15 protein-coding genes are annotated in these 14,977 nt (G+C 48.2%); 14 read left to right on the top strand and 1 reads right to left on the bottom strand.

Annotated features, from left to right (window positions below):
* Window positions 1-29: 29 nt before the first annotated feature.
* Window positions 30-1,214, bottom strand: coding sequence for an NnrS family protein (locus G8768_RS00530; protein ID WP_166853046.1), 1,185 nt, complete (start codon window positions 1,212-1,214; stop codon window positions 30-32).
* A gap of 384 nt (window positions 1,215-1,598) precedes the next feature.
* Here G8768_RS00530 and G8768_RS00525 point away from each other — a divergent pair, with 384 nt between their 5' ends.
* From G8768_RS00525 to nirB, 14 genes are all read left to right on the top strand, one after another.
* Window positions 1,599-2,027: a BLUF domain-containing protein gene (locus tag G8768_RS00525; RefSeq protein ID WP_166853048.1), complete on the top strand. Its 429-nt coding sequence runs from the start codon at window positions 1,599-1,601 to the stop codon at window positions 2,025-2,027.
* 201 nt (window positions 2,028-2,228) lie between these two features.
* Complete coding sequence (locus G8768_RS00520; RefSeq protein WP_166853051.1) at window positions 2,229-3,434, top strand: sulfatase-like hydrolase/transferase; 1,206 nt, start codon at window positions 2,229-2,231, stop codon at window positions 3,432-3,434.
* 51 nt (window positions 3,435-3,485) lie between these two features.
* Window positions 3,486-3,989, top strand: a complete 504-nt coding sequence (locus G8768_RS00515) for a GNAT family N-acetyltransferase (RefSeq protein WP_166853053.1) — start codon at window positions 3,486-3,488, stop codon at window positions 3,987-3,989.
* A 45-nt stretch (window positions 3,990-4,034) separates the two neighbouring features.
* The gene (locus tag G8768_RS00510; RefSeq protein WP_166853055.1) at window positions 4,035-4,496 is read left to right on the top strand and encodes a GNAT family N-acetyltransferase; all 462 of its coding nucleotides are present in this window, start codon (window positions 4,035-4,037) and stop codon (window positions 4,494-4,496) included.
* Window positions 4,497-4,530: 34 nt separating this feature from the next.
* On the top strand, window positions 4,531-4,821 hold the full coding sequence (locus G8768_RS00505) for a hypothetical protein (protein WP_166853057.1): 291 nt from the start codon (window positions 4,531-4,533) through the stop codon (window positions 4,819-4,821).
* A gap of 82 nt (window positions 4,822-4,903) precedes the next feature.
* On the top strand, window positions 4,904-5,815 hold the full coding sequence (locus G8768_RS00500; RefSeq protein WP_166853059.1) for a bile acid:sodium symporter: 912 nt from the start codon (window positions 4,904-4,906) through the stop codon (window positions 5,813-5,815).
* Window positions 5,816-5,868: 53 nt separating this feature from the next.
* A complete protein-coding gene (locus G8768_RS00495) occupies window positions 5,869-6,351 on the top strand; it encodes a DUF3291 domain-containing protein (protein ID WP_166853061.1) in 483 nt (160 codons plus the stop codon).
* A gap of 14 nt (window positions 6,352-6,365) precedes the next feature.
* Complete coding sequence (locus tag G8768_RS00490) at window positions 6,366-6,788, top strand: SRPBCC family protein (protein WP_166853063.1); 423 nt, start codon at window positions 6,366-6,368, stop codon at window positions 6,786-6,788.
* A gap of 195 nt (window positions 6,789-6,983) precedes the next feature.
* A complete protein-coding gene (locus G8768_RS00485) occupies window positions 6,984-7,577 on the top strand; it encodes an ANTAR domain-containing response regulator (protein WP_166853065.1) in 594 nt (197 codons plus the stop codon).
* 362 nt (window positions 7,578-7,939) lie between these two features.
* Entirely contained in the window at window positions 7,940-9,319 is a 1,380-nt protein-coding gene (locus G8768_RS00480) for a CmpA/NrtA family ABC transporter substrate-binding protein (protein WP_166853067.1), read from the top strand.
* Window positions 9,316-10,314 (top strand): ABC transporter permease, encoded by a 999-nt coding sequence (locus G8768_RS00475; RefSeq protein ID WP_166853069.1) that lies wholly within the window; start codon window positions 9,316-9,318, stop codon window positions 10,312-10,314. The genes G8768_RS00480 and G8768_RS00475 overlap by 4 nt, the downstream gene beginning before the upstream one ends.
* Window positions 10,314-11,150, top strand: a complete 837-nt coding sequence (locus G8768_RS00470; protein ID WP_166853071.1) for an ABC transporter ATP-binding protein — start codon at window positions 10,314-10,316, stop codon at window positions 11,148-11,150. The genes G8768_RS00475 and G8768_RS00470 overlap by 1 nt, the downstream gene beginning before the upstream one ends.
* A 20-nt stretch (window positions 11,151-11,170) precedes the next feature.
* The gene (locus tag G8768_RS00465; RefSeq protein WP_166853073.1) at window positions 11,171-12,379 is read left to right on the top strand and encodes an alginate export family protein; all 1,209 of its coding nucleotides are present in this window, start codon (window positions 11,171-11,173) and stop codon (window positions 12,377-12,379) included.
* 49 nt (window positions 12,380-12,428) lie between these two features.
* Complete coding sequence (gene nirB / locus G8768_RS00460; protein ID WP_166853075.1) at window positions 12,429-14,954, top strand: nitrite reductase large subunit NirB; 2,526 nt, start codon at window positions 12,429-12,431, stop codon at window positions 14,952-14,954.
* The last annotated feature ends 23 nt before the right edge of the window (window positions 14,955-14,977 follow it).

The following is a 14,977-nucleotide window of genomic DNA, read 5'->3' as shown; positions in this document are numbered from 1 at the left end:
GGTTCTTTTGACTGGTTATTTTGTTGCCGTCATGGCGATTTCCCGTCAGCTCTTGGGCTAAGCAGGTATGGAATAAATTCGATGGCGAAACAGAGCAAAGCCAAGCTCCAACACAGGGCAGCAGAATCCCATAGGGGCAGGGTCGGGTACAGGCCCGCGGCCAAACGAAGGACGACAGCCAATAACATGAATATATAGCTGGCCAGCATCAGTCGGCTGCAGTGCAGGGGGCGACCACTGTGGCCGAGACTCACTCGCCCCATAAAGCCAACGGTCATCAGCCCAACACATAAAACACCGGCGCTGTGAATCCAAAGGCTGACGGGTAGCAGTGAAAAATAACTGGCGGCTTTTAACAGGTAAGTGATTGCGAGACCGAAATAGGCAATGTGAAGAACCCAGAGCATTGGATTGCGCCACAGGGCTTTACCCTGCCATCCCCACCATGAGTACAGAATCAGTGTTGCGAATGCCAATGCCAACAGAGCTTTTGGCAGCAGTGCATCAAAAAACGCACTGAACAGAAGTTGGGACAGGCCGGCTGCGAGCAGCCACAGAGGCTGTTGGGCAAAACCTTTCGGCTCCACCGCACCTTGCGTGCCATTGCGCGTAAACATAGGCAATACGCGAGCACCGATGATGGTGATGAGCATCAGTAGCAATTCTAAGGCGAAGAGTAGTGGCTGACTCGGGTTGATCGCAATCTGCTGGTGAATCGCAAGATGGTAGAAGAGGTTGCAGAGGAAAAACGCTATCAGGATTGGGATAAACAGCAGGTTGCGCCAATTGCGGCTCTTTATAATCGGCGCCGCCAGGCAAATTGCCAGGCAGGGAATAAAAGCCAGATCAAGCAGACTGAGGTATAAGGAAGGTGGCAGTATAAGCGCCAGCGGCCTGGGTAAAAGCCATACAATAAGCAGGGCTATGAGCAGTGGGCCGCGAGCGGTATCTTGCCCTGTCCAGTTGCGCACGGCAGTAAGTAGAAAGCCGGCCACAATCGCCATGCCGTAGGCGTAGATCATCTCATGGGCGTGCCAGCTGAACATATTCGCCAATGGCAATTGAATCTGTCCGCGGTAGATGAGTACCCATACCATCATCAGGGTTGCGCCAACGAGGCTGCCGGCCGCAAAGAATGGTCGAAAAGCAATACTGAAAAATACAGAGTGTCCCGGGTTTTGGGTGGTGGGTTCCTGTAGTTGGATCAGGGACATAAAACGATCCTCAACGCACTGGGGTTACCTCTACTTTAGCACGACTGGGATAAACCACAATCGCAAAAGCTCTTTGTATGTAAGTACTCGCAAATCTCTTGAGGCTTTAAATATAGGGCTTTCAAGGGAGGAGGTGATTTCGGGGGGGCAGAAAAGAAAAAGCCCCTGGAGCGTATCAGCATCAAGGGCGAAAGGAGCATATCGCTATTTAACCACAAAACGGCGCCTGGGTCATTCAATGAATGCGCTTTGTGCATTGAGGGTCGAAGAAATTGAGCGACAAAGGCCATGCGTCCAGCTCCTGTCTAAAAATGGTCTACACTAGTTTGCAAAATAAGAGGTTTACTAAATGGGTCTGGGTAACTGTAAGCTTGGAGGCATACCATGGAATTGACTCATTGTATTTATTGTAGTGCAACGACCGAGGAAGAACTGTCCGCTGAGGGCCTGGAGGCAATTCTGGAGCAAAGCCGGACAAATAATCAGAAGTGTGATGTCACAGGGATACTGTTGTTCGAATCGGGCGCGTTTTTTCAGGTTTTGGAAGGTGATGAAGCGGTTGTCGATGCGCTGTATCGAAAAATTGAGATGGATCCACGACACCAGCGTGTGACCAAGCTCATTTCTGAACCGATTGAAGAGCGGGCTTTTGGTGAGTGGTCCATGGGATACCCTAAGGTCAGCACAAAGGACTTGCAGGAAATTGAAGGGCTGAATGACTTTTTCGCCCGTGGTAATTCCTTTATGGACCTCGAAGAGGGGCGTGCAAAAGTCCTGCTGGATGCCTTTAAAAAAGGGAAGTGGCGGGTCTGACTTGCATTTGGGGGTTGCAGAGTGCAAGCTTTTCCACTCTGATTTGCCAGCACAGGGCTCCGCTTTTTGGGCTTGGGCAGGAAAACAATAACCTCAAACCATAATCGCCGTATGAGCTCTTATCTTTGTGAGCCAAGATCCATCTTGGCTCGCTTCTCCCTCCGTTTACGCATTCTTCTCTGTTGTTTGCCGATGGGCCTGATGACCCAAGTTGCATTTGCGAAGCAGCATGCGCAGGCACCCAATATCGTTCTTATAGTGGCCGACTATATGGGCTATTCCGATATCGGGCCTTATGGTGCGAGCGATATTGAAACGCCATCGTTGGACAGCCTCGCTGAACAGGGGGTGTTGTTCAGTGATCACTATAGTTCGGCGCCCAAGTGCATTCCCGCCAGGGCATCGTTAATGAGTGGTTTGTATCCTGCCAAGGCTCTGGACCGAGGGCGCGGATTGCCCGCCGAAAAAAACATCTTGTTAAAATCTCTAAAAGCAAAAAACTATCGAACAGCCTTAATTGGTAAATGGCATCTTGGCATGTCGCCAGGTTACAACCCCAATGATCACGGATTTGATTACTTTCTGGGATTTAACTCCTGGACTTTGGGACACCATGATCACAAAACCCCAAGAGGTGAGCCGGGTTTGTATCGCAATGGAGAGTTGGTTTCCGAGAGTGGATATTTGACGGATGTGCTGACGCGTGAGGCCGTGTCGTTCATTCGGCAGTCATCATCAAGCCCCTTCTTTTTGTATCTTTCCTACAGCTCGGCGTTGCCACCCTATCAAGTGCCGGACTTACCTAAAGAAAAATGGCATTCAGGATGGGATGCAGTGAAAGCCAGGCGTTCTGATTATGTGGCAATGGTCGAGAACATGGACGATGGTATCGCCCAAGTACTGAAAGTTTTGGCTGCGGAAGATAAAGCACAAGATACACTGGTCATATTTACCTATGATCATGGTGGTCGCCACCTTGTGAACTCAGGCCCCCTGTTCCATGGTTTTGATACTTTGTGGGAAGGGGGTATTCGAGTTCCATTAATTATGCGCTGGCCCGGCAAGTTTAAGGCCGGGCATACCATATCGGCACCAAGCCTCATTATGGATATCACCGCAACAGCTTTGGACGCATCCGGGAATGCTGAAAAAATTCCAGGGATAGACGGCAAAAGTTTTCTCGATGTTGAGCAAGCTCGTCCGGATCGGGCATTTTTCTGGAAAAACAAAAGTATGCGAGCGGTCAGAAAAGGCAAATGGAAATACCTTGTCGATGGTTATACGCAAATGCTCTTTGATCTGGAACAGGATGTGGGAGAGCGAGAGAATGTGTTTTACCGTCATCCAGAGGTGGTGGTCGAACTGCAGGGTTTGTTGAAAAAATGGGAAGAAAACGTTTCTGATTGAGCCCGCTTTCTGATTTACTGTCATCAAAGAAATTCTTAAGAGGTGAACGAAGTGGTTCCTACTGTTGAAACGGAACGTTTGAACTTAATCCCGCCAAGCGTTGAAAGCTTTCCTGTTTACGAAGCGTTTTACACCGATGCCGAAGCCTCCAAAATGTACGGCGGTCCCATTGGGCGGGAACAGGTGTGGGCCAGACTGAAAGCTGATCTCGGTTCCTGGTATTTGATGGGCTTCGGCGTTTGGGTTGTTCAAGAGAAAGCCACGGGCGAGCTCATCGGTAGCTGTGGGTTTTGGAAAGGCAAGGATTGGCCAAGGGAATTAACCTGGTGGCTGTTGCCGGAGGCAAGAAGAAAAGGATTTGCTCAAGAAGCGTCCATTGCTGCTATTCAATACGCCTTTGAGGCATTGGCTTGGGATGTTGTTGAAACTTACATGAATGACGAAAATGCTGCGGCGAGAACGCTGGTTGAACGTCTGGGTGGCCAAAAAGTTCGTCGCTTGGAATTTCCGGATGGTTTACATCGCGATATTTATCAGTTTACTCGCCTCTCCTGAGGCAGGGCATCACAGGTTCTTGAACTAAAGAGACTTATTTATTTTATGCAAGATATTGCTGTTATAGAAGCAGATAAACGTCACTCCATAGAAGTGGCAGGGCTGGTTTCCAGGTTACTTATTGAGTTGGAACCTGGAGCCGAAGCTGACATTAAAAAACTCGAGCTTCAAGCTCTCACAGAAAGCTTGTTGAATTCAGGAAAAATCTGGGCATTTCTTGCCCGTTCCAATGGGAGTAACGTTGGTGTGCTCACTCTGCATGAGTGTGCCGCAATTTACGCCGGTGGTGTGTTTGGGGAGATTTCTGAACTTTACGTGGCACCTGAGGTGCGATCTCTTAAGGTGGGACAACAACTCATCGAGGCGGCAATGGAGAAAGCCAGGGCGTTGTGTTGGAAACGGCTGGAGGTAGGCACACCTCCTGAAAATGAAAGCCCCAGAACATTGAGGTTCTATAAAAGTCTCGGGTTTGTCGCAACGGGCGTTCGGATGAAATACGTGTTGTGAATTTGCCGTATGAGACGGCAAAGGATTGATCGAAATGGCTGATCTGATTGAATTCCTGTTTAAGGACTTTCTGCGTCTGTTAGGATTGCTGGCCCGAATCCTGGTATGGCTGATCTACGAGCTGTTTTTCGAAACCATTGCTTGGTATGTCGGTTGGCCCATCTGTCAGCTGTTGAGTCTGGGGCGCTGGCCGAAACAGGGAATCAATGATCAGGAGAATGCTTCGCAGATAAGTCAGGGCCTGGTCTCCGTTATTGGTTTGATATCCCTGTTCGTATTGGCAGCATCTATCGCTTTCTATGCTGGAGAAATTCGTCTTAACTAAACAAAACTTTCATTGCACTACCGGGGGACTGATAATAAGCCGATAGTAATTCGGCAAAATAATAATAGACGCAGGTAGTATTGTGGGAACTCTCTATATTCAACATGAATACTGGTTTTCAGTATTTCAGCTCGTGACCGCCATGGTGGGAATGGGGGCAACCTTAACCCCGAAAGATTTCAAAGAACTCTTACTGGAACCGAAAGCGGTAGCGAGTGGCACAGCCATTCAGATCATCGTTGTGCCTCTGGTCGCTTTGGCATTCATTAGCCTATTCGGTTTGGCGGGCGGGGTGGCGGTTGGCCTAGCGCTGATTGCTTCCGTTCCTGGTGGTTCAACCTCCAATATTTTTACGCATTTTGCCCGGGGCAATATCGCGCTATCGGTGGCTATTACTGCGGTAACCACTCTGGCGTGTTTATTCACCACCCCATTCATATTGGATCTGTTGATTGAAAGTTATATGCCGGCCGATTTCGTGATGCCCAAAGGGCATATCATGAAAGAAATCACACTGACATTATTGTTGCCCTTGGCACTTGGGATGTTGTATTTGCGACTTTTCCCGGGAACCGCTGAACTGTTCTCGAAGTGGGCGATTCGGACCTCAATGTTCGGCCTGTTAATGATTGTTGTAGGTGCATCTGCTTCCGGACGTTTGGATTTAGAAGTCTTCGGTTTGGGTAATGTGGCCCTGATTGTCTTGTTTATCGCCGTTCTTGCTTTGGTGAGCTGGCTTATATCCTGGGGCGTGCTCAGACTGTCCCATGCCGATGCGACTGCGGTGGATATGGAAGTAGTGGTTCGCAATATCAATTTAGGGCTGATGCTGAAAGCTTTGCTGTTCCCGGCCGTTCTTGGCAAAGTTGATCCTATTGGTGATATGGTCTTGTTGTCATTACTGCTATATGGCGGTCTGCAGCTTTTTGTCGCAGGTGCATTAATTGCGGTGCGACGACGTGGTGTCAAGCCTGAAAATATGCTGGCAGAGTAAACTGGAATCGGGACGAGGTGGAGAAAGCCTCCCTTTACTGAAAGGAGCGTGATATGAAATTTGAATTGGCCCAGGCGAATATCGCAAAATTTCGATTGCCGCAGGAGCATCCCGCAAACGCGGACTTTGTAAACAACCTGGATCGAGTGAATGCCGTAGCGGAAGCTCAGGATGGGTTTATCTGGCGTTTTACAGGTGATGGTAACGACGCTATGGATGTTCAGGCATTTGATGATCCCAATATCGCATTGAATATGTCGGTTTGGTCAAGCGTTCAATCGCTGGTTAATTTTGTTTATCGTAATCAGGATCATCGTGACATTATGCGTCGACGCAAAGAGTGGTTCGACAAAATTGATTTCTATATGGTCCTGTGGTGGGTTGAAGCAGGCCGGCGTCCTACGCCTGAAGAGGCGAAGATCCGTCTGGAATTGCTGAAATGCAATGGCCCGAGTTACGCAGCATTTACCTTCAAGCAGCCATTTGCTGCTCCCAGCGGTGAGACCATTGATGCTTTCAATGATCGTTGTGCTTAGGTCAGGATAACTCGATGAATGCAGAGCCAATTATCGTAGAGCAAACATTCGACACCACGATCGACGTGCTGTGGGAGGCAATCACGCAGCAGGGCAGTTTGCAACAATGGCTCTTTCCTGAAATTGAGTCTTTCCGGGCAGAGATGGGCTTCGAGACCGAATTCACAGTGAATGTGGACGGCAAAGGCTATGTTCATCAATGGAAGATTTTGGATGTCATCCCCGGGGAGAAATTGGTCTATCAATGGCGTTATAAAGGCTTTCCAGGGAATTCCACAGTTAGTTGGGTGCTGACTGAAAACCAGGGCAGGACCCACTTACTGTTTACTCACTCCGGACATGAAACCATCCAAGGCGACGATATCTTTAGTTATGAAAATGGCCTGGCGGGTTGGCGCTACCTGATACAGGAAAGTTTATTGAACTTTCTTGCCTAAAATACAGCTCTCTTCTGTTTACCTTCTTCCTGTTTTCGCGCTTTCATTTTCTTTGGGGTATTGCCTAAAAATAGGGCATGCCACTGTTAGCGCTCGAAAGCGGTGCACTTTCCCTTCTTAATGTTTCGAATTATCTGGAATAAAGTTTGCTTCATGGCTAGGTAGTGATAGCTATATGAAAAAGAGTCAAACCCGATGTCCAGTGAAAAAAACATTCGAGTACTTTTGATAGAGTCTGATCAGGAGAAAGCCATTCTTGCACAGAAGGTGCTTGCCGAACTCGCCTGCGATGTGATCCATATGGCGGATGAAAGCGTGTCTATTTTGAGGGAAGTCAGTCGAATAAATCCTGATTTGATCCTGATGGGCACGGAGTTGCCCAGCCCAGAGCTTATAGATTGCCTCGACCTGATTTCGAAACATAAACCCAAGCCTGTCATTGTGTTTTCTGAAAAAGATGACGAAGAAACCATTACTTCGATTCTGAAGTCCGGAGTCAGTGCCTACGTGATCGGTGATGTGGATGCGGAGCGGCTGAGGTCAGTTGTGAAGGTGGCTCTGGCTCGATTCGAGGACTATCAATCGATTAAAAGCGAGTTAAAAGAAGCTCAGGAAAAATTGGGCAATCAAAAGAGTATTGATAAAGCCAAGCGTTGGCTTATGGATACCAAACAGCTTTCGGAGAAAGATGCCTATCATCGTATGCGTAAAGCTGCGATGGACAATGGGCAGAAAATGGAAGAGGTCGCTAAAAATATTCTTTCTATGGCATCCCTGCTGGATAGCTAGATAATTCTACGTTCCAACTGTGAATGTGCGTGATTGTTGTGCATTGGCGCACCTGTTTGGTCCACTGAATGGCGAAAATCAGCGAAAAAATAACGATTTATGGGGTTGGAGTTAAGTTGGCACTGCGCTTGCATTATCCATCTTTGTGTTCTTGACAGTTTGTTTTCACAACGAGGGTGACTGAGTCATGTTTAAGCGGCTCGACAAACTTCACAAGCTCTATACCTGGTTCAGGTGTCGAGCGGGTAGCAGGACTCAAAGCTACAACGGTGTAGTGCATTCATCAGTTAAATATTAGTCGGCATCGAAGCCCGCACCATTGCGTTTTCGCAATGGTGCGGGCTTTTTTTTGGAGAAAAACTATGTTGTATAAACAGCTCGGTCGCATTGTTGAGCGAGTCGCACTGGTCAGTGGCGCATTGTTAGCAGCCATGGGTGTACAGGCTGAGAAACTTGGCTACCCGGAAAAAGAGGAGTTGCGCCTCGGCTTTATCAAACTGACGGATATGGCGCCTATCGCAATTGCCTATGAAAAAGGTTTTTTTGAAGACGAAGGTCTCTACGTCACAGTTGAAGCTCAGGCGAACTGGAAAGTACTGCTGGATGGTGTGATTGACGGTCGCTTAGACGGAGCGCATATGCTGGCAGGGCAACCCATTGCAGCCACTATCGGTTACGGAACAAAGGCAAAAATCATTACCCCATTTTCCATGGATTTGAACGGCAATGGGATCACTGTCTCCAATGAGATTTGGGAACAAATGAAACCCAATATTCCAAAAATGGACAATGGACTGCCTGTGCACCCAATTAAAGCGGATGCACTGAAACCGGTCGTGGATAAATTTATTGAGGAAGGAAAGCCCTTCAATATGGGAATGGTGTTTCCAGTGTCTACCCACAACTACGAGTTGCGCTACTGGTTAGCCGCGGGCGGAATTCATCCCGGTTTTTACGCGCCTCACAAGGGGGATACCTCAGGCCAAATAAACGCGGATGCTTTGTTGTCGGTTACGCCCCCACCCCAAATGCCTGCCACTTTGGAAGCCGGAACAATTTATGGTTATTGCGTAGGCGAACCCTGGAATCAACAGGCCGTGTTTAAGAACATTGGTGTGCCAGTGGTTACGGACTATGAGATCTGGAAAAACAATCCGGAAAAGGTATTTGGGATTACCGAGGCATTTGCCAGGAAATACCCAAATACCACAATTCGATTAACGCGAGCTTTGATTCGGGCCGCGAAGTGGTTGGATGAAAACGACAACGCTAATCGTCCGGAGGCGGTAAAGATTCTTGCTCAGGCGAATTATGTTGGTGCGGATTACAAGGTGATTGCCAATAGCATGACGGGTACCTTTGAGTATGAAAAAGGTGACAAGCGCCCGGTGCCGGATTTCAATGTGTTTTTCCGATACAACGCGACCTACCCTTACTATTCTGACGCGATCTGGTATCTCACGCAGATGAGGCGTTGGGGACAAATCAGTGAAGATAAACCCGACGGTTGGTACATGGATGTCGCTCGGGAAGTCTATCGTCCGGACATTTATCGCAAAGCGGCTGAATCGCTCATTGCTGAAAAACGGATGCAACCCGGTGATTTTCCAGATTTTAACAGTGAAGATGGCTTTCGCCCCCAGCAAACGCATTTTATCGACAATATCGTTTACGACGGGCGTAATCCGAATGAATATTTAAGTCAGTTTGCAATTGGTCTCAAGCAAGGTGACAAGCTATGAGTGCAGTCAAGCGCCATTTAGCCTTCGCGAGTGTCGAGCGATTATCGGTGCAGAGTCTTCTGCTTGCTTTTCAACGTCTGTTCAAAAGCTTGTTGCTACCCGCTCTGGGTATTGTTGCTTTTCTGATTCTCTGGTCGTTTACCGCCAGTAGTATCAATACTTCATTGGGGGAGTTTCCCGGGCCACAGGCGGTTCTGGAGCAGGTGCAGAATCTCTATCAGGAGCATCGTATTGAACGTGAAAAAGAGGCGGCTTTTTATCAGCGGCAGGAAGAACGAAATGCCAAACGCCTTGCAGAAGACCCCACCTACACTGCGAAGGTGCGTGCGTACACGGGTAAAGAAACGTTCTGGGACCAAATTGTAACCAGCTTGCTCACAGTGATGAGCGGTTTTCTGTTGGCCGTTGCCATTGCCATTCCCTTGGGGATTGCCATTGGTCTGAGCAAAAAGCTCAATACGGCAATTAATCCGGTGATTCAGGTTTTCAAGCCGGTTTCGCCGTTGGCCTGGCTGCCGCTGGTGACGATTGTTGTCAGTGCAGTTTATGTTACTCCCGACCCAATGTTCGCCAAATCCTTTATCAACTCTTTGGTTACGGTAACGCTTTGTTGCATTTGGCCAATGGTGATCAATACTTCAGTGGGGGTTGCTTCCCTGAATAAGGATTGGGTGAACGTCAGTAAGGTGCTGCGATTACCTGCGCTTCGGCATATCAAGAAAATTGTTTTGCCGGCATCAATTCCCGCTATTTTTACAGGTATGCGTATGTCACTGGGTATTGCCTGGATGGTGTTGATTGCGGCTGAGATGCTGGCGCAAAACCCAGGGCTTGGAAAGTTCGTCTGGGATGAGTTTCAAAATGGCAGCTCGCAATCGCTGAGTCGAATTATGACGGCTGTATTGGTTATCGGATTGATTGGATTCTTTTTGGATCGAAGCATGTTGCAGTTGCAGCGTCTTTTATCCTGGGATAAGAGCATGGAGCTAAGATAATGCCAGCTTTTTTAGACATCAGTAATATCGACATGGTTTTCCCGACCCCAAAAGGGGATTTTACGGCGCTCAAGTCGGTTAACTTAAAAATCAAAAAAGGGGAATTTATCTCCTTGATTGGACACTCGGGTTGTGGCAAATCGACCGTGCTGAATGTGGTTGCGGGGCTCTATAAAGCCACTTTGGGAGGTGTCATTCTTGATAATAAAGAAGTGAATGCGCCTGGCCCGGAGCGAGCTGTCGTCTTTCAAAATCATTCTCTATTACCCTGGTTAACGGCATATCAAAATGTCGAGCTCGCTGTGAAGCAAGTGTTTTCTAAAACCATGGGCAAAGCCGAAATGGCCGAATGGATTGAACACAACCTCAGGCTGGTGCATATGGACCACGCCATGCATAAGCGTCCTGATGAAATCTCCGGAGGAATGAAGCAGAGAGTTGGCATTGCGCGGGCCTTGTCCATGCAACCGCAGGTGTTACTGATGGATGAGCCCTTTGGTGCATTGGATGCGCTGACTCGTGCTCACATGCAAGATTCTCTGATGGAGATCCAGGAGGAGTTGAACAACACCGTCATTATGATCACTCATGATGTCGATGAGGCGGTGTTGTTGTCGGATCGCATTGTGATGATGACCAACGGCCCGGCTGCGACGGTAGGTGAAATCCTCGATGTAAATCTGGAACGACCGCGCAGTCGCCTGTCACTGGCTGAAGATAAAGAATACAACCGTCTGCGATCCGCAGTGTTGACTTTCCTGTATGAAAAACAACGAAAAATCGAACCTATTAAATCGGCGACTGAAAAGAAAGCGGTATTGAGTAGTGCTTCCTGATCTTGGACTAAAGGTAAACCATGAAAACACGTTATCCCGTTAAATGGCCAATCACATTGATTGCATTAAGCAGCGCATATTCCGTCAACAGTTATGCTGAGGATTTCGCTAAGGTAAAGGCGGATCTGCGCCTGCGTTATGAACGTGTCGAGCAAGATAATGCTCGTCTGGATGCCGATGCTTTGACATTGAGAACTCGACTGAATGTTGTGACTAAAACGGTCGAGGGTTTTTCTGTTGTATTGGACATCGAAGATTCTCGACGTGTTTTCGGGCTGGATGATTACAACGATACGCTTGGCCACAACACGAATTACTCTGTGGTTGCTGATCCAGAAACTACAGAAGTCGATCAGGCATTTGTGCAGTACAAATCGAAGGGGCTGACGGCAAAAATCGGTCGGCAAGTGATTGTTTATGACAATCACCGTTTTCTTGGGCACGTCGGATTTCGACAGGACCGGCAGACCTTTGATGGTGTGAGTGTGTCTTATAAAGGCCTGAAGGACTTGAGCGTGGATTACGCTTATCTCGGTAAGCGCAATCGCATTTTCTCCGATGAGAAGGATGTTGACTCGAAGGATCATCTATTCAATGCCGCTTATAAGACCGCTTACGGGAAGTTGAGCGCCTATGCCTATTTGCTGGAAGTTGATTCGACCGAATCCAATAGCCTGGACAGTTATGGCTTGCGCTTTACCGGAAAACAGAAGATGGACTCGTGGGGTTTTCTGTACACCGCGGAGTATGCCCATCAAAACAATAAAACTTCGAATCAAAACTTTGATGCGAATTATGCCTTGTTGGAACTCGGTGCATCAGTTTCGGGACTGACTACCAAAGTGGGCTACGAATTGCTGGGTTCAGACAATGGTAACTACGGTTTTTCAACACCTCTGGCAACACTGCACAAATTTAATGGTTGGACTGATCAGTTTCTCGCGACCCCAATGCAAGGCTTGGAGGATCGCTACATCTCCTTTTCCGGAAAGGTGTGGGGAGGAAAGTGGCTGTTGGCCTACCATGATTTTTCCGCGGATCAGCCAGACAATGCGATCGGCGCGGCCGCTATTGACGATTTAGGCGATGAAATCGGTTTGCAGTTTGTCATGCCCTTTGCCAAACGCTATTCCTGGGGCTTGAAGTATGCGAGTTATTCGGCGGGAGATTCCGCCAGCAACAAAGTCGATACCGATAAGTTATGGCTCTGGTTGGGCGCCAAATTCTAAATCAAGCTCAAGTCGAAGTTGAAATCGATTCAGCGTTAAGAGAAAGACAATGAAAAATAATAGAATTGTAGTGATTGGCAATGGCATGGTTGGTCACCATCTGGTTGAGAGCCTTATCTCTCAAGAGCCAAAGGCTCGGATAACCGTCTTATCTTCAGAGCCACGCCTGGCTTATGACCGAGTGCATTTGTCTGAGTATTTTTCTGGAAAAAGTGCTGAAGAATTAGCACTGACAAGCGAAGCAACCTATAAGCAGTGGCAAGTAGATTTTCATTGCAATGCAAAAGTGACGGACATTAAACGTGACGATAAGGTGGTGTTAACCGAGAGTGGACAACAGTACGATTATGACAGGCTGGTACTGGCTACAGGTTCTTACCCTTTCGTTCCACCGATTCCCGGAAATGATCAGGCGCATTGCCTGGTCTATCGCACTATTGATGATCTCGATGCCATTCAAGCCTCCGCCGAAAATAGTCGGGTGGGTGTTGTTGTCGGTGGTGGTTTGTTGGGACTGGAAGCTGCCAATGCACTTCGGCAGTTGGGCTTGCAAACCCATGTGGTGGAATTTGCGCCGCAGTTAATGGCGGTGCAAATTGATGGTGCTGGAGGAAACTTACTCAAAAACAAAATTGAAGAGCTGGGTGTTCAAGTTCATTGTTCAAAAGCCACAGAATGCATTGTTCCGGGAGAAGGCCATCGCTACAAGATGTGTTTCGCCGATGGAGAAACTTTGGAAACGGATTTGATTTTGTTTTCCGCGGGTATACGACCTCATGATGAATTGGCACGCAACTGCGATCTTCAGGTTGGCGAACGTGGAGGCATCGTGATTGACAATTACTGCCGCACATCGGATGCCGATATTTATGCAGTAGGGGAATGCGCGCTTTGGGAGCAGCGTATTTATGGGTTGGTTGCGCCTGGTTACCAGATGGCCAAAGTCGCAGCGAAAAGTTTGCTTGAGCAGGAAGGTGGCGAGCAGTTCTCCGGTGCGGATATGAGCACCAAACTGAAACTAATGGGAGTCGATGTGGGTTCCATTGGTGATGCGCATGCCAAAACGCCCGGCGCGATGAGTTACACCTATGAAAATCAGCCTCTGGCGATTTACAAAAAAATCGTTGTTTCGGAAGACGGAAAAAACCTTCTCGGAGCGGTACTGGTGGGCGACTGCAGTGAATACGATACCTTGCTGCAGTATATGCTGAATGGTATTGAGTTGCCGGATGCTCCGGAAACTCTGATTTTACCTATGGCGACGGAAGCGCCCAGCCTGGGTGTTGACGCTTTGCCCGATATGGCCTCTATTTGCTCCTGCCACAACGTTAGCAAAGGCGATGTGATCGCTGCGATTGACAACGGAGCTTGTGACCTTAGCAGTGTCAAAAGCTGTACCAAAGCCAGTACCGGTTGTGGCGGCTGTTCTGCCTTGTTAAAAAATCTCGTTGATTCGACATTGGAGCAACGTGGGCTGGAAGTGAATACCGATATCTGCGAGCACTTTGCTTACAGCCGGCAGGAGTTGTACGACATTATTCGTGCAGAGCGGATTAGGAGTTTCGATGATTTGCTGGATCGTCATGGTAAGGGGCTCGGCTGCGACACTTGCAAGCCCGCCGTAGGCTCAATTCTGGCTTCACATTGGAATGATTATGTACTTAAGGAAGAGCATCTGCCTTTGCAGGATACTAATGATACCTATCTTGCCAACATGCAAAAAGACGGCAGCTATTCGGTTGTGCCGCGCGTTCCCGGTGGCGAAATCACCGCCGATAAATTAATAGTGTTGGGGCAGCTTGCAAAGAAATACGATCTCTACACCAAGATTACCGGTGGCCAGCGAGTGGATCTGTTTGGTGCGCGCCTTGAACAGCTGCCAGAGATTTGGGCGGAGCTGATTGATGCAGGGTTTGAAACCGGACATGCCTATGGCAAATCGCTTCGGACCGTAAAATCTTGTGTTGGCGATAGCTGGTGCCGGTATGGTGTTCAAGACAGCGTCTCGATGGCGATCTTTCTAGAGAATCGATACAAGGGGTTGCGAGCACCACACAAAATTAAAATGGCGGTTTCAGGGTGTACGCGAGAATGCGCTGAAGCCCAGAGCAAAGATATTGGTGTGATCGCGACAGAAAACGGCTGGAACCTCTATGTCTGCGGAAACGGTGGGATGCGCCCAAGACATGCGGATCTGTTCGCAACAGATTTGGACGATGAAGGCCTGATTCGATGTATTGATCGTATTCTGATGTTTTATATCCGCACGGCGGATCGTCTGCAACGCACATCGGTCTGGATGGAAAACCTGGAAGGTGGCCTGGAGTATCTTCAAAAAGTGGTGATTGACGATCACTTGGGTGTTTGCCATGAACTTGAATCGCAAATTGCACATATTGTTGAAAGCTACCAGTGTGAATGGAAAACCACTTTGGAGAATCCTGAATCGTTGAAGCGCTTTCGCCAGTTTGTCAATTCCGATGAATCAGATGAGGGTATTCAGTTTATTCGTGTGCGAGATCAAATATCGCCAGCGGGTGAAAATCAAAAAACAAAAACCGTTGAAATGGCTTAATGCTGTCGGAAGACGTCCATTGA

The organism is Pseudoteredinibacter isoporae (genome assembly GCF_011602085.1).
Lineage (GTDB): Bacteria > Pseudomonadota > Gammaproteobacteria > Pseudomonadales > Cellvibrionaceae > Pseudoteredinibacter > Pseudoteredinibacter isoporae.
This window is presented reverse-complemented; position numbering and strand designations above follow the sequence as displayed.